Genomic DNA, 23,860 nt, shown 5'->3' on the forward strand with positions numbered 1-23,860 from the left:
GTTTTTATGAAAGCCCTGATCCGTCAGCCGGCACTGCATTTTATTCTGATTGGCCTTTTTCTGTTTTTCTATCAGGGCTACCGGGAAGAAAACGCCCTGCGCGAAATGGAGGCGCTCGACAGCGACACCGTACAGCGGCTACAGGACGATTTTATTCGACAAACCGGGCGGCTACCCACGCCGGAGCACATGGAGCTACTCATTCGGCAAGAGCTGGACAGCCGCATGCTGTACGCAGAAGCTCTGCGACGGAATTTCCATCGCGATGATCAGGTAGTTCTGCAACGCTTGCTGCGCGACGCTGATTTTCTCGGTCTGGAGGGGAATGACGAGGAAAAAATTCGCGCGGCTATTGAGCTGGGTGTACATGAATCAGATGAGGTAATTCGTCGGCGTATGATTCAGCGCATGGAAAAGCATGCTCAGACATCCACCGACGCTCCCACTGACAATGAATTAAAAAAACTTTATGAGGAAGAGCAGGCTCGTTGGTTAGTACCGGCGCGATATACCTTTCAGCAGGTTTTTTTCAGTGCCGATCGCGATGGCTTTCCCGAGCAACGAGCGGAACGTCACCTCACGGAATTGCGCGGTGAAGCGGATGTAACAGAAGCCGGCGATCCCTTTCTGCATGGCCGGCAGTTTGCCGCGCGCTCATTGCAGGATATGACCTACATGTTTGGTGCCGCCTTCAGCGATGCTATGGATGCAGCTGGGCCGCCGCTAGGCGAGTGGTTTGGACCAGTGCCCTCGGCCTATGGCGCGCATTTGGTTCGGGTCGAGGACGTGCAGCCGGCGCGGCAGCGTTCTTTTGATGAGGTGAAGCCCAAACTCGTGGCGATCTGGCGTGAGCAGGAGCAAAGAATACAGTTACAGAACTATCTGGCGGAACTGCGAAAGCGCTACGTTGTCGTGGAGGGGCGTGACTCATGAAGAAAGTATTTGTTTTACTGATCGCCTTGCTGGCCAGTCCGGCATTTGCTCATAAACTCGCGCCCTCACTGCTTGAAATCGAGGGCTCGACTGCTCAGACGTTTGACGTCCTGTGGCGAACGCCAGCCGTTAGTGGGGCGGTCAGCCCTGAGCCGGTATTTCCCGCAGACTGTCAATTGGGGGAGCCGCGTCAGCAGGCCGTCGGCACCTCAATGGAGTGGCACTGGGCGATGACCTGCCCGGAGGGGCTGGAAGGCAAAACCTTCAAAGTGATGGGACTAACCGCCAGCCGCACCGCTGCCTTGTTAAAAATCGAGCTTGCCGATGGGCGCAGTTACAGCCAGCTACTGCGACGCGATGGTCAAAGCTATACGCTCCCCAAAGAGTCCGGCACGCTGGCGGTTGTTTGGCAGTATTTTGTGCTGGGCATCGAGCATATTCTGATTGGTCTCGATCATCTGCTGTTTGTCACTGGCCTGCTTTTGCTGGCGGCCTCCTGGAAGCAGCTTCTGGTGACCGTGACAGCCTTTACGGTAGGGCACAGTGTCACGCTGGCCTGTGTCAGTCTCGGGGTGATTCCAGAGGTTGCGTCGTGGGTTGAGTTAGCCATCGCGGCGACCATTCTCTATCTGGCCATTGAATTGAGTTATCAACGCTTGGCGCGCCATAGCGGCCGTGTTCGATGGCCGGTGATCGCGATATTTGGATTGATCCACGGTCTCGGGTTTGCCAGTGTGCTCGACGAACTGGGTTTGCCCCAGAACGATATCCTCGCCGGCTTGGTGGCCTTTAATGTCGGGATTGAGGTAGGGCAGCTGCTATTCGTCGCGACGCTGGCCTTGCTGTTCGCGCTGTTGGTGAAAGTGTCCCAACAGGCTGCGCCAGTAGCTCGCGGCGCAGCCGTTTACGTTATGGGTGGAATGGCGGTGTTCTGGTGTCTGGAACGCGCCGAAGGCTTGTTACTCAGTAGCTTCTATTTCTTCTGAGTCTTCTTCAACCTGGCCCGGATAGCGGGGCATAACCACAAAGGGGTGCAGGGCCAGTTGCACCCCTTCTTCGTTAAAGCTGTTGTTCTTCAGAATCTTGTCGCGGCGTACAAAACCGAGATGTGGCTTGCGCATATCAATTGCCGAGAGGGTATCTAGCCCGCCGCGGCTGGCAAACAGCGGACGACCATCCAGATCATAAATAGTCACGATCAGGCTGGCTGCCTTGATGGTCTGGCTCCAGTTGAAGTCCACCGGTACACCTGAGCCGGCACCCTGTGTGGCAGGCTTGCGGGTAACGCCATACCAGCGGGCATAGTGGTTCATGCCGCCGCTGTGTTGGGCATCATGGGCGATCAGGTCGGTAAACACGACCGCATCAACGCCTGAGTCTTTCAGGCTGCTGAGGGTGCTGGCCATAACTGCCTGCCAGTTGCGCCGGTCAACCTTGCCAGAGGTCGGGTCATAGAAATCGCCATAGGTGTAAATGGCCTGATTCCAGGCGTTGTCGAACAGGTGGCCGGGAGCAAACTCATAACCGGCGTCTTCCAGACGCTCTACCACAAGCTCGTCGATTTTGGGCGCCGCTTTCCGTAACATAGACAGGGTAGGTTCACCACTGACATTAACACTGGCCAACAGCAGTTTTTTCGGCTGTTTTTCGGCCACGGCAGCCTCGTCAAGGTGGTAGTTGAACACGGTCGGGTTGTAGGACACCGTGGAGCACGCCACCACAAATACAGAACACATCAGCCAGAAAAAACGCACGGGAACCCCCAGAATTATTTGCTGACGGGATTCTATCAACCGCGCCGGGCTGTGAGAAGGCAAGGCAGGGATTGGAGACTCGAAGGAGACACGCAGTGCAATTGAATTATCTGGAATCAGGCAGCGGTGAGAAGGCTATCTTTCTGTTGCATGGCCTGTTTGGCTCAGCCAGCAACTTGACGTCCGTGGCCAGGTCGCTAGAAGCAGACTATCGGGTGTTTCGGGTGGACCTTCGCAACCACGGCGATTCGTTTCATATCGAGACTATGAGTCTGTCTGAAATGGCCGCTGATATCCGGCGGCTGGCAGATCATCTACAGGTTGATAAATTCAGTCTTCTCGGACATTCGCTGGGGGGCAAAGTCGCGATGCAGTTTGCACTGGAGCACCCAGAGCGCGTAGAAAAACTGGTTGTCGCCGATATTTCACCGGTGGCCTACAAGCCACATCACAACGAAACTCTGGCTGCGCTTTGCGAAATAGACCTGAGGGCGCTGAAGAGCCGCAGTGAGGCCGATCAGATTTTACAGAAGGCGGAAAGCGAACTGGGTGTGCGTCAGTTTTTGCTGAAAAATCTCGCTCGGGACAGTAACGGCGGCTGGCGCTGGAAGCTCAACCTGCAGGGCATAGATGCCTGCTACGACGAGCTGCGTTTGGCCCCTGAAGGTGAGGCATTTGAGGGGCCGACCCTGTTTATCAAGGGGGAGTTATCCGCCTACATTCAGGACAAGCACCGCGGCGATATCTTCCGGCTGTTTCCCAAGGCTGAGCTCGAGGTGATTCCAGATACGGGCCATTGGCTGCACGCGGAAAAACCAGCGGCATTTAATGAAATAGCCGCTACTTTTCTGGCAAAGACCGTTCCAGGCTAAGGCTTGAGCATATTCAAGAGAATATCCACGGTAGCATCCAGTGACTCGTCACTCGCCATATTGATGCCAGTGGCGCGTTTGGTCAGCGGAGCTACCAGCAAAGGGTAGGTGAGTGCACCGGAAATAATGTTCAGGATCTGCAGTGGTGGTCCTTCCGGTAGCAAACCGTGGCTCTGTGCTGTGGCGATAAATGCGGTGCCATCTTCGATGTCTCGCTTCAGATGATTTTCCACTAGCCAGTCGAGCCTTGGACCGGGTGACGATGCTTCCCGAAACATAATGCCTACCCAATCCGGGTGTGACTTGGCGAAGCGAATGATGGCCCGTAACACCTGACGCAGAATCTCCCGTTCATCGTCGTGCGAGCTGAAATCGCTAAGGCGGGGCAGGCCGTCTTCCAGCGTATGCAGCTCGCTCCAGAGAAAGTTGACGGCTTCCTGCCAGAGATTCAGCTTGGTCTCAAAGTGGTATTGAACCAGCGCTTTTTTGAGATCGGCACGAGCCGCGATGCTGCCCATGGACGCTGCTTCAAATCCGAGCTCAGCGAATATGCGCACGGCAGCACGGAGAATTTTTTCCCGGGTTTCTTCACGCCGCAGCGCTCTGCGGTTCAGACTGTTGGTCACAACGTTTCCTCTTGCGTCAGCCTGAACTGTACTGACAATTTCTTAATTTGACAATACGATCGCATAGTGAAACGATCCGCCTATCGAATTTCTTACAGTGGAATAATAATGAAGATCGACGGGCCATTTTACGCTGATATGGAAACCGCTGCCGCTGAGGCAGCGCGGCTTGCCGAAGCCGGTTACGATGGCGTCTATACGCTGGAGGGCAGTCGCGACCCGTTCTTCCCACTGGTGCTGGCTTCCCAGGCCCGGCCCGAATTGGACATTGCCACCGGTATTGCGGTGGCGTTTCCGCGGAACCCTTCGCATATCGCTTACCAAGCGTTCGATCTGCAGCGTTTTTCCAAAGGTAAGTTTCTGCTCGGTATTGGGCCCCAGATCAAAACCCATATAGAGAAACGCTTTGGTTTAGACTTCGATCCACCGGCACCGCGTATGCGCGAATATATTCAGGCGGTGAAGGCGTTTTTTGATTGCTGGCAAAATGGCACGCGATTGAATTTTGAGGGTCGATTCTACCGCCACACCCTGATGACACCGATGTTTAATCCCGGTCCGCTAGAACATGGAGTGCCACCGATTCTGTTAGGTGCGCTGGGCCCGAAGATGACTGAGGTTGCCGGCGAAGTTGCGGACGGTTTGATCGTTCACCCCTTTAATACACTCCCTTTCCTTAAAGAGCGTCAGTATCCCGCTGTAGCCAAAGGCCTGGAAAAGTCCGGGCGCACGCGCGAGGATTTTCTCATGCAGATTGCAGCGATCTGCGTCACGGGAGCAAATGAGGCCGAATTTGAGGCCGCCAAACAGACGGTAAAGGGACTGCTGGCGTTTTACGGTTCTACCCCGGCCTATGTGCCGCCCATGAAAGCCGTGGGCGTTGATGATTTACACGAGGAATTGAATCGTCTGTCAAAAGAAGGGCGATGGGATGTCATGACAGACCTGATTGACGATGAATTTCTCAATCATTTTGCGGTGGTTGGAGAGCCCGATACCATCGCGGCACAGCTCTATGAAAAATACGGTCAGGACGCAGATCGCTTGAGCATCTATGCGCCTTACCAAGCCTCACCCGAAGTGTGGCCGTCCATTATTTCAGAACTGAAGCGTTTGAGTGGGCGTTAAGCCCACTCCCGACCTGACACGGTTACAGCGTCATTTCGAAAACCACTGACGCCACATCGTAATCACCGATATCGGCGTCATCTTCTTCATCAGACAGCTTCAGCTTGTCGTACTGAAGGCGTATGGCGAAGGATTCGGTTAGCTCCCCTCGAACACCGGCCCCGTACATAACATCGGTGCCATCAGCCTCGTCGCGCTCGCGCGGGCCAAAGGCATTGCTCGCGGTATCCACGGTCCAGTGGTGAAAACCGGCACGACCGAAAATACTGAAATGCCGGGTGAGAGGCAGTCCCAGCAGTGCTGATAGTGATACAGACTCGGTTTCACCACTGAGCGTGCTCAGGCCGTTGCTGATTTCGAATTCGCCCAGATCGTGATAGCCGAGCTCAAAGGACAGGGCATCGCCGACACGATAGCCAATTAGTGCGTTTCGAGTGTTGTCCTCGTCGTCTTTGTCGGCGTTGGAAAAGTTACTGCCCTCATCAAGCTTTAACTCGCCTTTACCGGCGCCGAGACCAATAACCAGACCTTCTTTGGCAAAAGCCGATGTGCAGAAAGCCAAGGTAAACATAACGAGCAGTGTCTTTTTCATGCGTAGCACTCCTGTTGATAACCGTCGGCGAATGCTAGCTATCGGAAAACAACATGAACTTTGCGCTGCGTCGCAAAAAGTCGGCAGGGTTATAGCGTCAGAGAGACGAAAAAGAGCGTTTGAGAGGCAGGTCTCGGGAAATATTCACACCTGTCGGGATATACAAACAAAGTGCGCCGCGCGTTTGCGCGCGGCGCTAGGCGAGTTATTTCTTGATTTGCTGGGCCATCATATTGTCGACCTTCTCGCTATAGGGCGGCAGGGTGCCGGCCAGCTTGGCAAGATTCACAAAACCCTGTGTATACACTGATTTCGCGTGACTGAAGGTGCGGAAACCCTCAAAGCCACGGTAGTTGCCCATACCGCTGTGACCGACGCCGCCAAAGGGCAGATCATCACAGGAAACATGCATGGCAATATCGTTAACGGTAACGCCGCCGGCGATGGAGTTGGCCAGAACGTGTTCGCGCTCGATTTTATCGGTGCCGAAGTAATACATGGCCAGCGGACGCTCGCGCTGATTGATAAAGCTCAAGCACTCTTCAATGGTGCGATAGGGTTTGATATTGAGGATGGGGCCGAAGATTTCATCCTGCATGCATTTCAGTTCGTCGCTTGGATCAACAATCAAATGCAGCGGAATTTTGTGCTTGCTGCGATCGCTCCAGTCTTCGCCGGCCGGGTTAAGCGCCTCAACACGAACGCCTTTTTCTTTGGCCTCATCGATATACCCTTTGACCCGGTCATAGTGACGCTCGTTGATCACGGCAACGTAGTCCGGGTTATCCATAATCGTGGGGTAGAGGGTGTTGATGGTGGCCTTGCAAGCACTGATAAAGGCTTCCAGGCGGCTGGCGGGCACAAAGCAGTAATCCGGCGAAATACAGAGTTGACCGGAGTTCATGCCTTTACCGGCAATAATTTTCTCGGCGTGCTCTTCGATGTTGCCGGAGTCGGAGACAATCACCGGAGACTTTCCGCCCAGTTCCAGCGTCACGGGCGTCAGGTTTTCGGCCGCGGCTTTCATCACTAATTTACCGATGGAAGTGGCACCGGTAAAAATCAGATGGTCGAATTTAAGACTGCTAAACGCAGCACCAACTTCGGCACCGCCGGTCACAATGGAAATTTCACTGTCTTCGAAGTATTCGCGGAACAGCTTCTGCATCAGCTCCGAGGTTTTCGGGGTAAATTCCGAGGGTTTGATCATCACCCGGTTACCGGCGCCAATGGCGTCAGCCAGCGGGCTGAAGATCATGTTCACCGGTACATTCCACGGCGTCATGATGCCAATCACCCCTTTGGGTTGATACTGGATGCGGGCGCGAGCACCGAACAAATTCATAGGGACAGGCGCGCTGCGCTTTTCGCCCTTCATCCATTTTTTCAGGTTTTTACGCACAAACTTGAGGGAGCCGACTGAGGTGAAAATATCGGTCATCAGCGTCACGTGGCGCGAACGACAACCAAAATCCTCATTAACGGCGGCGCAAATATCTTTCTGGTGGTCTACCAGCATGGCGATGCAGCGATTCAGGCGGTCAATGCGCGTTTCCAGTGCCACTTCGCCTTCGCGGATAAAAGCTTCACGCTGCAGATCCAGCGTATTCTGTAGGGGGGCAAGTACCGAATCGATAGACGGTTGCGAGCTCATGGTTTACTCCTTGTTCAGAATAAAGTCGGCGCAGCGTTCGCCGATCAGTACACAGGTGGCATTGGTATTGCCGGATAGAATGGTGGGCATGATAGAGCCATCGGCAACGCGTACGTTTTCGAGGCCGCGCACTTTGAGGCGGTCGTCGACAACGGCCATGTCGTCATTCCCCATTTTGCAAGTGCCAACAGGGTGGTACACCGACTCCGCAACGCGTTTTATGTGCTCGAGCACTTTCTCGTCAGTGTCGGCGTCGGGACCCGGCTGCAGTTCGCCGCGGTAGTATTTTTTCAGGCTCGGCGCCTTGAAGATTTCGCGGGTTTTTTGCACAACCTCAATGGTCTTTTGAATGTCGTGGTCGGTGCTCAGATAATTGGCGCGGATAATCGGATGGGTTTCCGGATTACGCGCGCGCAGGTGAACAGAGCCGCGGCTGGTCGGGCGCAGGTAGCAAACCGTTGCGGTGGTGCCCGGTAGCGGATTGATACGGCCTTTTTCGTCGGGCTCGCCGGCTGCCGGGGTAAAGTGAATCTGCGCATCGGGCCGTTCAACGTCATCCGAGCTTCGGAAGAAGGCGCCTACCTGAGAGGCCGGGTGAATCAGCAAGCCCTTGCGCTTGAACGCAAGCTTGGCAAGGTTTTTCACCATGCTCAGAGGTTTAAGCTCGTCGTGGAAGGTCGGTACTTCAGCCAACGAGCACTGTGTATTCACCGTCAAATGGTCCTGCAGGTTTTCACCGACGCCCGGTAAGTGATGGACGGTTTCAATGCTCATCTTTTGCAGGAATTCGCCGTCGCCCACACCGGAGAGCTCCAGCAGCTGAGGCGAGTTGATGGTGCCGCCACAGAGAATAATTTCACCCCGGCAGAGCGCACGTTTTTCCTGACCTTTTTGGCGATAACGCAGGGCGACGGCCTTTTTGCCTTCAAATTCAATGCGCGTGCTCAACGCGCCAGTCTGAACATTCAGGTTGGGGCGGTCGGCGACGGGTTTCAAAAAGGTTTTAGCGGTGCTCTGGCGCATGCCATCTTTGATATTCAGCTGGTAGTAGCCGATACCTTCCTGACGTTCGCCGTTAAAGTCTTCGTTGTAGGGAATCCCGCTTTCAATGCCCGCCTGTATGTAGAGCTGGGCGAGTTCCATTTTGTCGGCGGGCTCGTCCACCCACAAACCGCCGCCGACGCCGTGGTATTCGTTCTGGCCACGCACATTGTGTTCGGAGCGACGGAAGTAGGGCAGCAGATCGTCGTAACCCCAGCCGCGGTTACCCGCCGCAGCCCAAGCGTCGTAATCCTCGCGTTGGCCGCGGATATAGACCATGCCATTAATAGCGCTTGAGCCGCCCAGCACTTTGCCTCGCGGCCAATCGAGCTCGCGGTGATTCAGCATGGGCTCCGGTTCGGTTTTGTAGCACCAGCTGGCTTTGGGGTCTTTCATGGTGAAGGCAAAACCGAGCGGAATGTGCAGCATGGGGTTGCTGTCCTTGCCGCCAGCCTCCAGCAGCAACACCCGGCGCGAGGCTTCCCGGCTGAGGCGATTGGCCAGCGCACAGCCGGCTGAGCCAGCGCCAACAATGATGTAGTCGTAGGTCTCTGTCATCACGGATTCCGTACAGGCAAGTGAAAAAGTCAGCCGCGCGGGCCGGTGCATTATGGTCGTCAAATACTATACGGTTGTAAAGTGAAAACGGGTCAAGGTAGTGGCCGGGCGTGTTAATTTTTTGCAAGGTAAACGAAAAAGGCCCGCAGAGCGGGCCTTTGGCATAGCGAACAAGGTGGCTTAGCGGCGTTTGGCGACTTCCTCGCCAATCAGCGCAATTGCAGCGTCGATTTCCTTTTTGTTCAGCTTGCCGTCTTTGACGTACAGCACCTTGCCGGCTTCATCGAGAATAATCAGCGCGGAACCCTTGGGCTCAAAACCCCAGGTCTTGAGGCCTTTGCCTTCCATATCCGCCACCATGGTCGACATGGCGTATTCGCGCTTGTTTTTCTCCAGCTCCGACAGGGCCCAGCCAGAGGCGCCAAAGGTTACGTCGTCCAGATTGACCACGGTTGTCACGTGGTGGAGTTCAACCGGATAGGCGGTTTCTTCCAGCTTGTCGGTGAAGGGGCGGATGGCTTTTTCCGCCGAGGGGCGGGCGGCCATATACTGGATAATCTGAACCTGGCCTTGGGTATCCAGATTCTCAGTGCTCCAGGGTACGTAGACGATTTCCTGTTTGGCATCCAGTGTCAGTTCGCCTTTATCGGCGAGGTAAAGCTCAGGCAGGGCGTCGCCTTTCTGCAGGGCGGCCGCCGACAGGGGCAGCAGAGTGGCTAACAGCAGGGCAAAAATACGTGGCATGGTGTCTTCCTTTGTTATCGGTCGCCATTCAGTGTGGGGCGAGCAAGAGATTAGCACAGCTTCGACAGCAGATTGCCATTCTAGTGCCATGGTGTGAACGAAAGCTTAACGTTCCTTAATTCCCGATATGGACGATCACCCGTCGTTGACCGCTAAAACGGCGGTGCTCCCAGAGGTAGATGCCTTGCCATTGGCCCAAAGCAAGACGCCCGTTGAGTATGGGAATCGACAGGCTGGTGGCGGTTAGGGCCGCCTTGATATGGGCCGGCATGTCATCCGGGCCTTCGAGGGTGTGAGTGTAGAGCGGGTCGTTTTCCGGCACCAGCTGGTTTAGCCAGTTTTCCAGATCGGCCTGAGCAGATGGGTCGTAGTTTTCCTGAATCAGCAGGCTGGCTGAGGTGTGTTGGATAAAGAGCGTGCAGAGGCCTTCGGGGAGTGAGGCATCAGCGACGACCTGTTCAACCTCGCGGGTGAAGGCGTGTAGGCCCTGTTTCTGGACGGGGATGAGTAGTGTTTTGATCATAAGTAGTAATAATGGTTGCTTTGGTCACTATTGTCGTACACGCCAGCAGCTTTAGTATCCGTGTTCCGAGCTTGGCATCGCTCTCTCGTTTTTCTGGAATATTATTTTGTGCGCTAAAGGCCAACATTATCAAAAATCGGCGAAGTGCTTTATCGCTTTTGAACAAGAAATAGCGTGCCAGTTTGGTCGCATGTAGTACTTTCTGTGCAAAAACCGAGTGATCTCATGCTGCAGTGTTCAATTGAAAGCGGCGGGTAGTCGGTCGTGTTTAGCTGATCTCCCTCCCGCGCTGCGCCGAGTACAAATAGCAGTGGAAGATAGTGCTCGGCACTGGGTACCGCCATGTCGGCCTCAGGGAGGGATTGGTAGTTTATGAGCGATTCAATATCGCCCTGCATTAGCGCTGTACTGACGGCGCGATCAAACGATTCTGCCCAGTCGAAGGCGCCATTCGGATTCTGTAGCCACTGCCGGATATTGTGAACAATATTGCCGCTACCCATGAGCAAGACACCCTCATCGCGTAAACAGGCTAAGGACCGCCCAAGTTCGAAAATCTGCTGTGGGCTGCGCTGACGATCAAGGCTCATTTGCAAGACCGGAATGTCGGCGTCCGGATAAAGATGTAGCAGTAGCGACCAGCTACCGTGGTCCAGCCCCCAATCCAGCGTTGGTTGAATCTCCGGGCTGCGCTCGCAGATGTTAGCTGCCAGCTCAGGTGCGCCGGGGCAGGGGTATTGAATGTTATAAAGCGCCGGAGGAAAGCCCGAAAAATCATGGATCGTTTTTGGCGCTACATTGGCGGTGACAAAAGTGCCCAGCGTTTCCCAGTGGGCAGAGACGCAGAGAATTGCAAGCGGTTTTTCCTTGGGTAGAAATGAGCGCCAGTCATTAACGAAGGGCGTATTGTTCAGCGCATTGAGCGGGTTGCCGTGCGCGAGAAAGAGGGCGGGCTGAATCATTCCATCGTTCATCTAAACGTCATTCCAAGGGCTTTGGTAATTCCGCGCCACAAAAGCGACAGTAGGATGAATCCTGCTCGTGACTGCCGCGTTCACAATTGCTGCATTGAATGGGGCGACGCTGGCGTTGGCTTTCCTGAATCAATTCAGCGCTGAAGATGCCGGTAGGGATGGCGATAATGGCGTAGCTGGTGAACATCGCCAGCGCGGCCACAAACTGTCCGAGCGAGGTTTGGGGCGTAATATCGCCGTAGCCCACGGTAGTGATGGTGACAATCGCCCAGTAGATGCTTTTGGGCAGGCTGGTAAAGCCCGATTGTGGCCCTTCGATTACGTACATCAGTGAGCCGAAAATAACGATCACGGTAATAACGCTGAAACCGAAGATCACAATTTTGCGCCGCGCCGCTGCCAGGGTGCGAAAGAGCAGATTGGCATCAGCGAGATAGCGCAGTAGCTTCAGGATTCTGAAGATGCGCAAGACCCGCAGCAGGCGTATAACCAGTAATTGCTGGGCGCCCGGAAACATTAGTGCGAGATAGGTTGGTAATATCGATAGCAGATCGACAATACCGTAAAAGCTAAAAAGGTAAGCGCGTCGATTGGGTGAGCAATACAGTCTGGTCAGAAACTCCAGCGTAAAGACCACGGTAAAAAACCATTCGATGCCGAAGAAAAGGCTGCCGTATTGGCGATGCAAGGGCTCAACGGTATTGAGTAGCAACACCGCGACACTGCACAGGATTGCCGCGATCAGCAACAGATCAAAGGTCTGGCCGGCGCGACTGTCGGTGCCGAAAATCGTGTCGTACAGGCGCTCTTTCAAGGTCATTGATGTTGGACGCTCTTGATCATGGCCGCCGTCAGTGTCGCCAAATCCTCATCCGACATAATGTAGGGCGGCATGGTATAGACCAGTTTGCCGAAGGGGCGTACCCACACGCCGTTGTCGACGAAGCGCTGCTGATGTGTGCGCAGATCAAGCGCTTCCTTCAACTCGATAACACCGATCGCGCCGAGCACTCTCACGTCGGCCACATTATCGAGTTCGCGGGCTGGCGCCAGCCCTTTGTTCAAACCTCGCTCAATGCGTTGAATCTCACTCTGCCAATCCTGAGCTAGCAATACATCAATACTCGCATTGGCGATAGCGCAGGCCAAAGGATTGCCCATAAAGGTAGGGCCGTGCATAAAGGCACCGGCTTCGCCGCGGCTGATCACGTCGCTGACCTCGTCGATGCAGAGTGTGGCCGCGAGTGACAGGTAGCCGCCGGTCAGCGCCTTGCCAACGGCCAGAATGTCCGGGCAAAGATTGGCATGTTCCGCCGCGAACAGCTTGCCACTGCGACCGAAGCCGGTGGCTATCTCATCGAAAACCAGCAGCACTTGATAGCGATCGCACAGCTCGCGAAAGACCTTCAGGTAACCGGGCGAATAAAAGCGCATTCCGCCAGCGCCCTGAACGACGGGTTCGACGAGCAGCGCCGCCAGTTCCTGATGATGCTCTGCAAAGAGTTGCTCCAGAGCGGCAACATCCTCCGCTGAGGGCTCCTCGTCGAACGCGGCCTGCGGTGCCGGCGCGAATAAGTGCTTGGGCAGAATCTCGCTAAACAGGTGGTGCATGCCGGTAACGGGGTCGCAGACCGCCATCGCGCCGAAGGTGTCACCGTGATAGCCATTGCGCAGTGCCATTAGTCGATGTTTTTGCGGCTGACCTTTTGACGCCCAGTATTGCAGGGACATTTTGATGGCCACTTCCATCGCCACTGAGCCGGAATCTGCGATAAACACACGATTAAGGCCGTCGGGCGTCATATCGACCAGCTTTTGGCATAGGCTTACAGCGGGTGCGTGCGTCAGACCGCCAAACATGACGTGCGACATGGACTGAAGCTGTTCGGTCGCCGCCTGATTCAATACCGGGTGGTTATAACCGTGAATGGCTGACCACCATGAGGCCATGCCGTCGATAATTTCTCGGCCGTCGGCGAGTTTCAGACGTACCCCGTTTGCGCTGACGACGGGAAATACGGGCGGCGGATTTTCAAAAGAGGAGTAGGGGTGCCAGACATGGTTACGGTCCCAGTCAGCAAGGTTTGGAGTCCATTGGGCAAGCATGACAGATCGAGGCTACCTGAGGTTCGGTTGATGAGGGCGCAGGCCGCGCCAGCAGTGGAAATTACGTATTCAGACAGACGCCGGGTGCTGCTACTTTTAATGCACTGGCCGATTTTGCCAGATCGGCCGCAAGGCCTTGATTCCCGGATGATACAGGTGGGGTTTCCATGCAGGCAAGTCAGAGAGAGCGACGCATAGGGGTGGATTGTGTACCCGACAGTCTTGAGGCTTATCTCAACGCTTCACAGATCGCAACGCTGCATCAGGTGGAGCATTTCGGCTGGGCGCTGAAGTACGTTCGCCGTCCGCTGTTTATGGAGCCCGTCCCGATTTTGATGCATCAGGATATGGGCACCTACGCGGTGCTGGAAATGGACGGCAGCCTGAACCGCAATGTGGAAGTGGCGCTGCGGTTCTGACCGCAGCACCAGAGAAGACTTTTAGTTAGTAGCCCGCCAGTGCGCTAATCAACCACGCCGCCAGCGCATTCGGCAATATTTTGCGCAAAAAGCGCATCGTTCCGTACTTGAATCCCACCACATGATGAATGCGCGAGCTGTTGAGTGATTTCAACACGACCTGCGCAATATCTTCAGCTTTCAGATCGACTCCCATACTGTCGATAATCTTGCTCTCGTTGCCATGCAACAGCGGCGTTCGCACAAACGACGGCTCTACTGCAGTGACATGAATGCCGTGCTGTTTCCACTCAATATTCAGTGCTTCTGTCATTCCCTTGACCCAGAACTTGGTTGCAGAATAGTTGGCCAGACTGGGTATGCCGTAAACGGATGACGCAGAAGACATGGTTACCGCCCAGGACTTCTCACGTTTTTTCAGGTGTTCAAAGGCGAAATAAAAACCATCCAGCACGCCGCGAATATTAATGTCGATTGCTAGATGATGGCGCTCCAGCGGAATTTGCTCAAAAGGTGAAATATCCATGATGCCGGCGCAGTTGAATATCGCATCCAGATGACCCACCGACGCCACATAGGCGTCGATCGCTCCTTTCAGTTCGTCGGACTGGGTGACATTGCAGACATGTACGCTGCACTTGTCGGTGCCCAGATCTTTCTGCAGGTTGTCCAAGGCTTCACGATTGATGTCGAGCAAACCGATGTGCCAGCCTTCGCGGGCGAGCAGTTCCGAGGTGGCTCGGCCAATGCCGGAGGCGGCGCCGGTGATAATGATGGTTTTCATGGTAGTGCTCCGTGTCTGCAATACGTGATTAAGCCACATCTAGTGAAGAAGTCGGTTGGTTCTGTGAGGGGCGCTGCCACTCCGGTGGCTTCCAGAGATGCGCCAGCCGTTGCAATAGCGGGCCGGGCGCGCGCATGTCGTTAAACATATCTCGCCATTCGTGAAAGTTCAGGGCAATCAGGTTACGGCTTTTGATCTGGCGGGGAATGCCGTAGTCCACGGGCTCGTCGTCCTGTTCCGCCTGAAAGGTGCCGAATATACGATCCCAGAAAATCACAATGCCACCATAGTTCTTGTCGATGTACAGATCGTTGCGACCGTGGTGGGCGCGATGGTGGCTGGGCGTATTAAAAATAAACTCCACCAGTGGCGACATGCGGCCGACCGCCTCGGTGTGCACAAAATACTGGTAGGCTAGATTGATGGAGTAGGCCACCATGACCGCCGCAGGCGGGAAACCTGCCAGAATCAGCGGTACCCAGAAAATCTGGCTGAAGTTGAGGGAGTAGGTCATGCTCTGGCGCATGGCAGTACTCAGGTTCATGTGCTCGCCAGAGTGGTGAACAACATGAGCGCACCAGAACCAGCGTATGCGGTGGGAGGCGCGGTGAAACCAGTAGTAGAAAAATTCCTGGGCAAACAGCAGCACGCCCCACATGGGCAGTGTCATCTCAATGGTTGTCAGGCGGAATTCCCACAGTAGGGCCATGGCCAATCCGAGAAACAGTGCGTGGTAGAGCAGCTCAACCAGTTGGTAGCTGGCGCCGAGGCCGAAATTGGTGGCAATGTCACCCAGCTGAAAGTTCTGGGTGCGTGAGCGGCGTCGCATAACGCCGTATTCCACCGCCAGCGCAAGGATAAAAATCGGGGTCAGCGACATCAGCAGCATCTGCTTCGGCTCAGGCGAATGCCCGGTTAGAGCAATGTAGTAGTCAATCCACGCAGTCATAGATCCCCCCCTAGTGTGGACTTCATCATGACGAAAACGTGAACGGACTAATTGACCGCCACGGACAGTTTTTTGATAATTGGCGACATGCAGCGTGAAGCCTATATCTCTACCGCTTATGTCGGCCTGCTTTTCGAGTACCTGAAAGGGCGCGATCTCGACCCTGAAGCCTTGCTCGGTGAGCCATGGCCCGATACCTCCAGTGACCCGCTTGGACGCTTTCCTATGTCCGAGTGGAAGCGCTTGCTGGAGCGAGCCGACAGCGTATTGCAGGTGCCGGCCATGGGAATCGAGATCGGGCGGCTGATCACGCCGGCTCATATCGGCATTCTCGGCTACGCTTTGCTGGCCTGCGCCAATCTCGCTCAGGCCCTGTCGCGGTTGGAACGCTATGTGCGCCTAGTCTACGATCACGGCCCGATGGATACCCATTTCAGTGGTAGCAGTATGGAGCTGGAGTGGGGCGAAACCTGTGTGCAACCCGGCCAACTGGTTGACGAAGTCGCCATTACGGCACTGGTTCAGTTTGCGCGCAATATCACCCAGCGTCCGCTGACCCCTGAATACGTGTGTTTTTTGCATGATGCGCCGGCCGACGTGAGCGTCTATGAGGACTACTTCGGTTGTCCGGTGGCCTTCAATCAGCGCAGCACCATTGTGCGCTTTCCCATTGATCAGCTCGATCTGCCACTGCGTCAGGCCGACCCGGCTCTGCTCAGTATTCTTGAGGCACAGGCCGACAAGCTGCTCGCCGAGTTGCCTCAAGGCGATGGCTTTGATCAGAAGGTTCGCCTGGCGATTTCCCGGCACTGTCGCAATGGCGCGCCGTCGCTCGAGCGGGTGGCATCGGATATGAAAATGTCGGGCAGGAGTCTGCAGCGCAAACTGCAGGCGCGGGGTTTGAGTTTTCAGATTTTGTTGGATGAGACTCGCTTGACGCTGGCCAAGGATTATCTGCAGGAAGGCCACCTGCAGTTAACTGAGGTGGCACAAATGCTGGGCTACTCAGAGCAGAGCGCCTTCAACCACGCGTTTCGCCGCTGGACCGGAATTTCGCCACGGAGATTCCGGCAGATGCGGCTCGCCAGCTGAGGCGCGAGGCCTCAGTACTCGTAGCGAAGCTCTAAACCGTAAGTGCGCGGCTCACCGTAGAAGCTGAAGAATGTGCCGAGTGATGAGCCGACAGAGGCTGCGCCAGGCTGATAGCGCTCGTCAGTGGCGTTCTTCACGAAGGCAGCAACGGATGTGCGGTAGTCGAGACTGGACCAGCTGAAGCGCAAATCCACCAGTGTTTTGGCCGGGTCGCCCGCAAGCTCTTTGTCGCGTTCATAGGCTTCAAAAGATCCCCGGTCGAGACCCAGATAAATCTCGCTCTTGTAAGACGCATCAATTCGCGGGGTAAACGCACCCACCGAGGTTTCCCATGTGTACTGCACGCCGACCGAGTAGGTCTCTTCTGGCGATACGGGGAAGGGCTCGTCAGTACGGTCAACGACAACGGTATTGCCCAGTGAGGCTTGCAGCAGATCGCGATCGCTGAATTCGGTGAACGAATAGTCGTTGTAGCTGGCTGAGAAATTCACCAGCATATTGGCCGAAGGCATCCACTGGATTTCCAGCTCGGTACCTTTGATGTCGGAGTTACCTGCGTTGTCGAACACGACCGCCAGATTACCGGCAGAATCCGTCTGCACCTGAATCAACTGCTGGTTGGTGAACTCCATGGTATAGATCGCGCCGTTGATTCGCAGCGAGCGCTCCAGAGCTTCCAGCTTGTAGCCAAGCTCAAAGTTTTTGACTTCTTCCGGTTCAACCTGTTGCAAACCATCCTGAACGCGGGGTTCGAAGAAACCGGACTTGAAGCCATCACTATAGGTGGCATAAAGCGTCGCACTGGACAGAAAGCCGTCGCCCAAACCCGGAATGGTGTAGGACAGAGAAGCCATCGGAGTAACCTTGCTGAAGGTTTTTTCCTTGCTCTCGTCTTTGAACGGCGTGGTGTTCATTGGGAAGTCGTCAATGCCGTCGCCATTAAGATCGGGGAACAAAGCCGCGACCAAGCCGACCGGATCGGCTGCCCAGGGCACATTGGATTGACACACGGCGGGCAGCGCCGGGCCGAGACAGGCGCCCACGAGCCCAGCCGCCCGCATACGGTTTTCAATGGCCGTGGTGTCGGCCTGAGTCAGTATCAGGTTGGATTCGCGCTTTTCCGAGGTCCAGCGAATACCCAGTGTCAGTTCGAGATCTTCGGTCAGGTCATAGGACGTCTGCACGTAGGCCGCCAGCGTCGTATTCTTCAGATCGAATTCATTCTGCTGAATCGGATTGCCTGTTACGGCGCCTACAAAGGGCGTGCCGGGAGCGACGCCGCCAATACCGGGGATGCTGACAACGCCACCCGTGGATGTCGGGCGAGTGGGTTCCTGGCCAGCACCGAGCTCGGCGATGGTCTGGGAATCCAGTCCGCCGAAGCCGGAGACCAGCGTAAAGGGCTCAAAGTTTTCTTCAAGCATATAGAACAGACCGCCGGTATAGCGCAGTCGGTCGTCGGCAAAGCCGCCGCTGAACTGCAGCTCGGCACTGAACGACTTCTGTTCAGATGTACCGTGGTTGTGTGACTCGGACCAGTTGCCGGGGCCGCCATCCTGGTCGCTGGTAACCAGTTCGCCTTTTTCGGCTTTGCGGGCACCAAGCACACCTTTAAGTTGATGGTCGTCGCTGTACAGCCACTCTACGGTGGTGCCGAACAGAGCCTGTTGCTGGTCCCAATTCAGGTTGGGGTGAGGACCGGTGTTGCTTTTCAGGTCGCCCAGACGCTCACGGGAGTTGGACTCACAGTTTTCACGGTAGGCGGTTGGCTGAGCGGGGTCCGTGTCGCCCGGCCACGCCAGATACAGGCCTTCGAGAAACAACGCCTGCTGATTATTGATGCGGCAGTTATTGTGCTCAAGGGTGTCATCCCGATCGCTCAAAAACAGCAGGGTGTTGACGGAAATACTGTCGCTGGCATCCCAGCGGGTTTGCAGCAGGGCGGCTATACGATCGACGGAGCCGCCTTTTTGGCCGGAGACAACGTCTTCAGTAAAGCCATCCCGGCGGCGGTTGTTGACTGCCACGCGCATGGAAAGGTCGTCACTGATTGGCTGTGTCCAGGCAGCGCGAACGGTTTGGGCTCCCAAGCTGCCGAGCGTTACGTCCACATAGCCTTCTTGTGTATCGCCGGGCTTGGCCAGGGTTAGTACCATGGCACCACCGGTGGTGTTCTTGCCGAACAGGGTGCCTTGTGGGCCGCGCAGGACCTGTACATTTTCAATATCAACCGTATCCAGCAATTGGCTGTCGGAGCGCGGGATAAACAGGTCATCCAGATAGACACCGACGGTCGGATCAACCCGGGCAAAACCCGAACGCTGACCGACACCGCGGATATAGATCTGGCTGGCACGCCCCTGACTGATTTCCAGACTGGGCACACTCTTGGTCAGCTCGCTGGTATTGGCGATACCGCGTTGGCGCATCGCATCTCCGGACATCGCGGATACTGCGACAGGTGCCTCCTGCATGCTCTCCTCACGGCGACGGGCGGTCACCACAACTTCCTCGAGAGCCGCGCGTTTGGTAACGACCTTGGTCGCTTTGGATTCGCTGGGCTGGGCGAGGGTGCTGCCGGAAAGCAAGGTCAAGCCTGCGGCGGTTAGAAACAAAGAAACGGGTTTTTTGCGTGTATTCAGTTTGCTTTTGATCATGAAGGTTATGGTCTTATGAGTATCGTAGCGTTGAATTTCGGCACTGAGTGTACGTAGGTTGCCTACCTTCGCTGGGTTACATTCCCTTCATCTTCAGGAAAATTCAGGAGGAGTGGGGAGCGCTGAATTTTGGACTATGCTTAACAGAGCAACATGCACCCGAATGGGGCGAGCTGGAAGGATAGTGTATGAAGGGCGTTGTTTTGGATTTTAACGAGGATACCAGTCGCGGTGTCATTGCCGCCGATGACGGACGTCGTTATGAGTTTGCCGGGATCAACTGGCTGTCAGAGCGCTATCCCGGTAGTGGTATGCATGTTGATTTTGAGGCGGCAGAGACCTCAGCCGAAAATATCTATCTCGACCCTTGCTACGTAAAGCACCCGGAAAAAGAACGGATCACAGCGGCCCTGCTGGCCTTCTTTTTTGGTTGGCTGGGCGTACACAAGTTTTATCTGGGCCACCGGCAGCCAGCGGCCATCATGCTGTGTGTGTCACTCGGGGGGCTGTTGTTGTTCGCGATACCGACACTGATCATGATGATGGTGGGGTTTATCGAGTTTATTATTTACGTCACCAGTTCGGATGAAAATTTCGATCGGGTCTACATCCACGGTAATCGCGACTGGTTCTAGCTTTTCTGGCATACCCTGAAAAATTCTTAATGCAGACTTTGCTGCACCAGCGGCAGAACATTCTGTAGTATTTTCACTTGGGCTTTTTCGTTGGGATGAATGCGATCAGCCTGCATGAGCGCCGGGTTCAGAGCGATACCCTCTAGCAAAAAAGGCAGCAAGGGAACATTCTGCTCCTGCGCAACTTTGTGGTAGGTGTCATGGAAGGCGTCGGTGTAGGCCTTGCCGTAATTTGGCGGGATGCGCATACCCAACAGAATGGCCTTTGCACCGCTGTCGCGTGTCATGGCGATCATGTCGGTCAGGTTTTGCTTCAGTATCTTCACCGGCTGACCACGGAGCCCGTCATTGCCGCCAATTTCAATGATCACCAACTTAGGCGAAAAGTGGTTCAGCAGGGCAGGTAAACGGGATTTTGCCCCGCTACTGGTGTCACCGCTGATACTGGCATTGATAACTCGGGTATCCTTGAGCTCAGCATCAAGCAGCGACACCCAGTTGCGCTGCTCGGGAACGCCGTAGCCAGCGCCAATACTGTCGCCGACCACAAGCACCTGCGCCTGAGTGGCGCTGGCGAGAAAAAATGCCCAGCACAGGGCACCAATCAGGCGTCTGGTACGTAATAGAGTGTTTTTAGAGGGAGCAGATCCAGAATTCATGATTCACGCAAAGAATGTGAGTAAAAGGGTGCAGGTCGCCGATAGCGAGTTGTGCATATTGAAAGGGACCTCCCTCGAAATCAAGCGCGGTGAATCGGTGGCGATCATCGGCCCTTCGGGTTCCGGCAAATCGACACTGCTCGGTTTGCTGGCCGGTTTGGATGAGCCGACCGACGGCGATATCTGGCTCGCGGGCGAACATCTTAATGCGCTGGACGAAGATGGCCGAGCCGCGCTGCGGGCCCGGCTGGTGGGTTTTGTCTTTCAGTCTTTTCAATTACTGCCCGGCCTGACTGCTCAGGAAAATGTGATGTTGCCGCTGGAATTGCGCGGTGACCGAAGCGCTGCAGAAGTCGCCAAGGACTATCTGAATCGGGTTGGCTTGGGACATCGGCTCGATCATTACCCACGCCAGCTGTCAGGCGGTGAGCAACAACGGGTGGCACTGGCGCGGGCCTTTGCGCCGCAGCCCGATATCCTGTTTGCGGATGAACCTACAGGTAATCTCGATGCCGACACGGGAGCCAGCGTCAATGACCTGCTGTTTAGCCTAAACGCTCAGAGCAGCACAACTCTGGTTTTGGTTACCCATGAGCCGATATTGGCAAAACGCTGTGCGCGCCGGATTACACTGGCGGCGGGCGAAATTATGGAAGACACCGGTGAGGCCTTGCCCGCATGAGTCATCTGCGCTGGTTAATGCGGGAATGGCGCGGCGGTGAACTGGCGCTCTTGTTGGTGTCGTTGTTATTGGCAGTCACCATCGTCAGCGGTGTGGCGGGTTTTGCCGAGCGCTTGCAGCGGGGCATTGTAGGGGAGAGCCATCAGTTTCTGGCCGCCGATCTGGTGTTGAAAACGCCCAGAGCTCTGCCAGCTGAGGCGTTTGCTGAATTGCCAGACGGGGTCGAAACCGCCCGCGTGATTGAATTTCGCTCGATGGTTGTGGCTGGTGAGGCGATGGAACTGGCCTCGATTAAGGCAGTATCGGAGCGCTATCCCCTCAAGGGTGAGCTGACAATCAGCGACGAGCCTTTTGGCCTTCCCCTTGCAAGTCGTGAGATTCCGCCGGCCGGGACAGCTTGGCTCGATTCACGATTGTTCCCTCTGTTGGGGATTGAGATTGGCGATGCACTGCAACTGGGTGATGTGAGTCTGCGCGCGGAGCAGGCGCTAATTACCGAGCCGGACCGCGGCACCAGCTTTTACGGCATGGGGCCACGGGTTCTGATTAACGAGCAGGATGTGGCGCGTAGCGGCGTCGTGCAGGCCGGCAGTCTGGTGGATTACCGATATCTGTTTGCCGGGGCGTCGGAGCCCTTGGCGCAGGTGCAAACCGCATTGCAGCCGCAGCTGACGGTCAGTGATCGGTGGCAGAGTCTCGACGATAGCCAACCGCAGATTGCCAGAACCCTGGAGCGGGCAGAGCGGTTTCTGCTGCTGGCGGGAAGCTTCGGTGTGGCGCTGGCAGGTGTTGCGGTCGCCCTGGCCGCGCGGCGCTACAGCCAGCGACATCTTGATACTGTTGCGGTTATGAAGGCGCTCGGTGCCGGCAGTTCTCAGATAACGCGCCTTTATGTGGGGAATATTTTGCTGTTGGCGCTGGTCTCGGCACTGCTCGGCTGGGCTCTGGGCCTAGGAGTGCAGACCGCGCTGTTTGCCATGATTCGTGATCTGGTCGGTTTTACCCCGCCCGCCGGAACCTTGCGCCCGCTGTTGGCGGGGGCCATTACGGCGCTGCTGTGTGTTGCCAGTTTTGCCCTGCCGCCGGTCTTGCGTCTGCGCAGTGTGCCGCCACTGCGTGTTCTGCGGCGGGATCTGGGCAACGAATCCTTAAGTTCCGGCGTCAGCGCTGGCGCCGGGATTGCCGGGCTGTTTTTGCTAATGCTCTGGTACACCGGCTCAGTTGAGCTGGTGTTGGCAGTATTGGTCGGCGTCGCTGTGATATTGGGCCTAGCCGGTATTTTGGTGCTGCGTCTGTTTACCAGCCTGCGACGGTGGGCGCAGGGCGCCGGCGGTGTGATGAAACTTGCCCTGTCGGCCATGGTTCGGCGGCGACAGGCGAATGCCTTTCAGGTGGTCAGTCTGGCGCTGGCCTTGATGGTCCTGCTCTGCATTATTGCGGCGCGCTCCAGTCTGATGAAGGAATGGCAGCTCCAGTTGCCGACCGATACGCCGAATCATTTTCTGGTCAATATCGCACCGGACCAGGTCGCACCGGTGGATGCCTGGCTCGACCAACACGACATTCGCAGTGCTGGCCTGTACCCGATGGTGCGCGGGCGGCTGGTGACGATCGACGGGCAGGATGTGTATGAAATCCCTGAAATCGAAGCCAATCGGGGCAGCGTTAACCGGGAAATCAATCTGAGCTGGAGTGAGCAGCTGCCGGAAGACAATAAACTGACCTCCGGCCATTGGTGGACGGATAGTAATGACGCTATGGCGCAGGTGTCAGTTGAGGAGGAGTTTGCCGAGCGACTGGGTATCAGCGTGGGCACGCGACTCGGTTTTCGCATTGGCGGCCTGCCCTTGGAGGCAGAAGTCAGCAGCCTGCGCAGCCTGAGCTGGGACAGTATGCGCCCGAACTTTTTCCTGCTGTTCGAGCCGGGGGTGTTAGAGGCTTATCCGTCCTCGTCCATAACCAGTTTTTATCTCGACGCGAACGACAAGGTACTGCTGAATGATCTGCTGAGTCGTTTTCCCACGATTACCCTGATCGAAATGGATGCGGTTATTCGGCAGGCTCGCACTGTGGTTGATCAGGTGTCGGCGGCACTGGAACTGGTGCTGGTGCTGATAATTGCCTGCGCCTTGTTGGTGGGCATTGCCAACTTGCAGGCCAGTCTCGACAGCCGCCTGCATGAAAACGCGATTCTGCGGACACTGGGAGCCTCGCGGCAACTTATTCGAACTTGCCTGTTGGCGGAATTTGCATTGATTGGCTTGCTGGCCGGTTTGTTGGCAGGGGTTGGTGCAGAAATTTGCCTCTACCTGATTCAAACCCGATTGCTGGATATGGAGCCTTCATGGCACCCGATGTTCTGGTTGGCGGCACCGATCGGTGCAGCGAGTTTGGTGGCGGTGTCAGGCTGGTGGTTTTGTCGAGAGGTGATTGTTGCGCCACCGCTACAAGTGCTAAGGCGCCTGTAGCGGAGGTGTT

23 protein-coding genes are annotated in these 23,860 nt (G+C 55.8%); 9 read left to right on the forward strand and 14 right to left on the reverse strand.

All coding sequences use genetic code 11. The features are described from left to right. Positions 1–6 precede the first annotated feature (6 nt). Positions 7–933, forward strand: coding sequence for a peptidyl-prolyl cis-trans isomerase (locus tag FHR99_RS02035; RefSeq protein WP_183408870.1), 927 nt, complete (start codon positions 7–9; stop codon positions 931–933). After that, positions 930–1,919, forward strand: coding sequence for a HupE/UreJ family protein (locus FHR99_RS02040; RefSeq protein WP_183408871.1), 990 nt, complete (start codon positions 930–932; stop codon positions 1,917–1,919). Before FHR99_RS02035 ends, FHR99_RS02040 begins: the two co-directional genes overlap by 4 nt. On the opposite strand, the gene FHR99_RS02045 is transcribed toward FHR99_RS02040, so the two are convergent. Continuing rightward, positions 1,893–2,687, reverse strand: a complete 795-nt coding sequence (locus tag FHR99_RS02045) for a hypothetical protein (RefSeq protein ID WP_183408872.1) — start codon at positions 2,685–2,687, stop codon at positions 1,893–1,895. The two genes, FHR99_RS02040 and FHR99_RS02045, sit on opposite strands and share 27 nt — an antisense overlap. A gap of 95 nt (positions 2,688–2,782) precedes the next feature. Between FHR99_RS02045 and FHR99_RS02050 the strand changes: the two genes are divergently transcribed. Further along, positions 2,783–3,559 (forward strand): alpha/beta fold hydrolase, encoded by a 777-nt coding sequence (locus tag FHR99_RS02050; RefSeq protein WP_183408873.1) that lies wholly within the window; start codon positions 2,783–2,785, stop codon positions 3,557–3,559. Here FHR99_RS02050 and FHR99_RS02055 read toward each other — a convergent pair. Further along, positions 3,556–4,185 (reverse strand): TetR family transcriptional regulator, encoded by a 630-nt coding sequence (locus tag FHR99_RS02055; RefSeq protein ID WP_183408874.1) that lies wholly within the window; start codon positions 4,183–4,185, stop codon positions 3,556–3,558. The two genes, FHR99_RS02050 and FHR99_RS02055, sit on opposite strands and share 4 nt — an antisense overlap. Before the next feature lie 108 nt (positions 4,186–4,293). Here FHR99_RS02055 and FHR99_RS02060 point away from each other — a divergent pair, with 108 nt between their 5' ends. After that, positions 4,294–5,313 carry a TIGR03617 family F420-dependent LLM class oxidoreductase gene (locus FHR99_RS02060; protein ID WP_183408875.1) on the forward strand — a complete coding sequence of 340 codons (1,020 nt, stop codon included), beginning with the start codon at positions 4,294–4,296 and terminating at the stop codon, positions 5,311–5,313. Between the two features lie 22 nt (positions 5,314–5,335). Here the strand turns inward: FHR99_RS02060 and FHR99_RS02065 are convergent, their stop codons facing one another. The 8 genes from FHR99_RS02065 to bioA form a co-directional block, all read right to left on the reverse strand. Continuing rightward, on the reverse strand, positions 5,336–5,905 hold the full coding sequence (locus FHR99_RS02065) for an outer membrane beta-barrel protein (RefSeq protein ID WP_183408876.1): 570 nt from the start codon (positions 5,903–5,905) through the stop codon (positions 5,336–5,338). Between the two features lie 205 nt (positions 5,906–6,110). Further along, positions 6,111–7,559 carry a coniferyl aldehyde dehydrogenase gene (locus tag FHR99_RS02070; RefSeq protein WP_183408877.1) on the reverse strand — a complete coding sequence of 483 codons (1,449 nt, stop codon included), beginning with the start codon at positions 7,557–7,559 and terminating at the stop codon, positions 6,111–6,113. Between the two features lie 3 nt (positions 7,560–7,562). Further along, the gene (locus FHR99_RS02075) at positions 7,563–9,158 is read right to left on the reverse strand and encodes a GMC family oxidoreductase (protein ID WP_183408878.1); all 1,596 of its coding nucleotides are present in this window, start codon (positions 9,156–9,158) and stop codon (positions 7,563–7,565) included. Positions 9,159–9,338: 180 nt separating this feature from the next. Then, complete coding sequence (locus FHR99_RS02080; protein ID WP_183408879.1) at positions 9,339–9,902, reverse strand: YtfJ family protein; 564 nt, start codon at positions 9,900–9,902, stop codon at positions 9,339–9,341. 115 nt (positions 9,903–10,017) lie between these two features. Then, on the reverse strand, positions 10,018–10,425 hold the full coding sequence (locus FHR99_RS02085) for a secondary thiamine-phosphate synthase enzyme YjbQ (protein ID WP_183408880.1): 408 nt from the start codon (positions 10,423–10,425) through the stop codon (positions 10,018–10,020). Between the two features lie 149 nt (positions 10,426–10,574). Further along, entirely contained in the window at positions 10,575–11,399 is an 825-nt protein-coding gene (gene ygiD, locus FHR99_RS02090; RefSeq protein WP_183408881.1) for a 4,5-DOPA-extradiol-dioxygenase, read from the reverse strand. Positions 11,400–11,406: 7 nt separating this feature from the next. Next, a complete protein-coding gene (locus tag FHR99_RS02095; protein ID WP_183408882.1) occupies positions 11,407–12,219 on the reverse strand; it encodes an ion transporter in 813 nt (270 codons plus the stop codon). Then, on the reverse strand, positions 12,216–13,505 hold the full coding sequence (gene bioA / locus FHR99_RS02100; protein ID WP_183408883.1) for an adenosylmethionine--8-amino-7-oxononanoate transaminase: 1,290 nt from the start codon (positions 13,503–13,505) through the stop codon (positions 12,216–12,218). Before bioA ends, FHR99_RS02095 begins: the two co-directional genes overlap by 4 nt. Positions 13,506–13,672: 167 nt before the next feature. On the opposite strand from bioA, the gene FHR99_RS02105 reads away from it, so the two are divergent. Next, positions 13,673–13,924, forward strand: a complete 252-nt coding sequence (locus FHR99_RS02105; protein ID WP_183408884.1) for a hypothetical protein — start codon at positions 13,673–13,675, stop codon at positions 13,922–13,924. Positions 13,925–13,949: 25 nt separating this feature from the next. Here FHR99_RS02105 and FHR99_RS02110 read toward each other — a convergent pair whose 3' ends face one another. Together FHR99_RS02110 and FHR99_RS02115 are read right to left on the reverse strand one after the other, a co-directional pair. Continuing rightward, positions 13,950–14,708, reverse strand: a complete 759-nt coding sequence (locus FHR99_RS02110) for an SDR family oxidoreductase (RefSeq protein ID WP_183408885.1) — start codon at positions 14,706–14,708, stop codon at positions 13,950–13,952. A 28-nt stretch (positions 14,709–14,736) separates the two neighbouring features. Continuing rightward, complete coding sequence (locus tag FHR99_RS02115) at positions 14,737–15,657, reverse strand: sterol desaturase family protein (RefSeq protein ID WP_183408886.1); 921 nt, start codon at positions 15,655–15,657, stop codon at positions 14,737–14,739. Positions 15,658–15,729: 72 nt separating this feature from the next. Between FHR99_RS02115 and FHR99_RS02120 the strand changes: the two genes are divergently transcribed. Further along, a complete protein-coding gene (locus FHR99_RS02120; protein ID WP_183408887.1) occupies positions 15,730–16,749 on the forward strand; it encodes an AraC family transcriptional regulator in 1,020 nt (339 codons plus the stop codon). A gap of 11 nt (positions 16,750–16,760) precedes the next feature. Here FHR99_RS02120 and FHR99_RS02125 read toward each other — a convergent pair whose 3' ends face one another. Further along, positions 16,761–19,406: a TonB-dependent receptor gene (locus FHR99_RS02125; RefSeq protein ID WP_183408888.1), complete on the reverse strand. Its 2,646-nt coding sequence runs from the start codon at positions 19,404–19,406 to the stop codon at positions 16,761–16,763. Positions 19,407–19,594: 188 nt separating this feature from the next. Between FHR99_RS02125 and FHR99_RS02130 the strand changes: the two genes are divergently transcribed. Beyond that, the gene (locus FHR99_RS02130; RefSeq protein WP_183408889.1) at positions 19,595–20,041 is read left to right on the forward strand and encodes a TM2 domain-containing protein; all 447 of its coding nucleotides are present in this window, start codon (positions 19,595–19,597) and stop codon (positions 20,039–20,041) included. 26 nt (positions 20,042–20,067) lie between these two features. On the opposite strand, the gene FHR99_RS02135 is transcribed toward FHR99_RS02130, so the two are convergent. Beyond that, positions 20,068–20,700, reverse strand: a complete 633-nt coding sequence (locus FHR99_RS02135; RefSeq protein WP_183408890.1) for an arylesterase — start codon at positions 20,698–20,700, stop codon at positions 20,068–20,070. Here FHR99_RS02135 and FHR99_RS02140 point away from each other — a divergent pair. Further along, a complete protein-coding gene (locus tag FHR99_RS02140) occupies positions 20,699–21,382 on the forward strand; it encodes an ABC transporter ATP-binding protein (RefSeq protein ID WP_183408891.1) in 684 nt (227 codons plus the stop codon). The genes FHR99_RS02135 and FHR99_RS02140 overlap by 2 nt on opposite strands. Next, a complete protein-coding gene (locus FHR99_RS02145; protein WP_183408892.1) occupies positions 21,379–23,850 on the forward strand; it encodes an ABC transporter permease in 2,472 nt (823 codons plus the stop codon). Before FHR99_RS02140 ends, FHR99_RS02145 begins: the two co-directional genes overlap by 4 nt. Positions 23,851–23,860: the final 10 nt, after the last annotated feature.

The organism is Litorivivens lipolytica (assembly GCF_014191715.1).
Lineage (GTDB): Bacteria > Pseudomonadota > Gammaproteobacteria > Pseudomonadales > Spongiibacteraceae > Litorivivens > Litorivivens lipolytica.

Excerpts from the sequence above, each read along its gene's own strand:
- FHR99_RS02035 (WP_183408870.1), top strand. The coding sequence starts at position 7 with ATGAAAGCCCTGATCCGTCAGCCGGCACTGCATTTTATTCTGATTGGC.
- FHR99_RS02110 (WP_183408885.1), bottom strand. The coding sequence starts at position 14,708 with ATGAAAACCATCATTATCACCGGCGCCGCCTCCGGCATTGGCCGAGCC.
- FHR99_RS02115 (WP_183408886.1), bottom strand. The coding sequence starts at position 15,657 with ATGACTGCGTGGATTGACTACTACATTGCTCTAACCGGGCATTCGCCT.
- FHR99_RS02075 (WP_183408878.1), bottom strand. The coding sequence starts at position 9,158 with ATGACAGAGACCTACGACTACATCATTGTTGGCGCTGGCTCAGCCGGC.
- FHR99_RS02140 (WP_183408891.1), top strand. The coding sequence starts at position 20,699 with ATGATTCACGCAAAGAATGTGAGTAAAAGGGTGCAGGTCGCCGATAGC.
- FHR99_RS02085 (WP_183408880.1), bottom strand. The coding sequence starts at position 10,425 with ATGATCAAAACACTACTCATCCCCGTCCAGAAACAGGGCCTACACGCC.
- FHR99_RS02080 (WP_183408879.1), bottom strand. The coding sequence starts at position 9,902 with ATGCCACGTATTTTTGCCCTGCTGTTAGCCACTCTGCTGCCCCTGTCG.
- FHR99_RS02145 (WP_183408892.1), top strand. The coding sequence starts at position 21,379 with ATGAGTCATCTGCGCTGGTTAATGCGGGAATGGCGCGGCGGTGAACTG.
- bioA (WP_183408883.1), bottom strand. The coding sequence starts at position 13,505 with ATGCTTGCCCAATGGACTCCAAACCTTGCTGACTGGGACCGTAACCAT.
- FHR99_RS02040 (WP_183408871.1), top strand. The coding sequence starts at position 930 with ATGAAGAAAGTATTTGTTTTACTGATCGCCTTGCTGGCCAGTCCGGCA.
- FHR99_RS02070 (WP_183408877.1), bottom strand. The coding sequence starts at position 7,559 with ATGAGCTCGCAACCGTCTATCGATTCGGTACTTGCCCCCCTACAGAAT.
- FHR99_RS02130 (WP_183408889.1), top strand. The coding sequence starts at position 19,595 with ATGAAGGGCGTTGTTTTGGATTTTAACGAGGATACCAGTCGCGGTGTC.
- FHR99_RS02105 (WP_183408884.1), top strand. The coding sequence starts at position 13,673 with ATGCAGGCAAGTCAGAGAGAGCGACGCATAGGGGTGGATTGTGTACCC.
- FHR99_RS02125 (WP_183408888.1), bottom strand. The coding sequence starts at position 19,406 with ATGATCAAAAGCAAACTGAATACACGCAAAAAACCCGTTTCTTTGTTT.
- ygiD (WP_183408881.1), bottom strand. The coding sequence starts at position 11,399 with ATGAACGATGGAATGATTCAGCCCGCCCTCTTTCTCGCGCACGGCAAC.
- FHR99_RS02135 (WP_183408890.1), bottom strand. The coding sequence starts at position 20,700 with ATGAATTCTGGATCTGCTCCCTCTAAAAACACTCTATTACGTACCAGA.
- FHR99_RS02060 (WP_183408875.1), top strand. The coding sequence starts at position 4,294 with ATGAAGATCGACGGGCCATTTTACGCTGATATGGAAACCGCTGCCGCT.
- FHR99_RS02095 (WP_183408882.1), bottom strand. The coding sequence starts at position 12,219 with ATGACCTTGAAAGAGCGCCTGTACGACACGATTTTCGGCACCGACAGT.
- FHR99_RS02065 (WP_183408876.1), bottom strand. The coding sequence starts at position 5,905 with ATGAAAAAGACACTGCTCGTTATGTTTACCTTGGCTTTCTGCACATCG.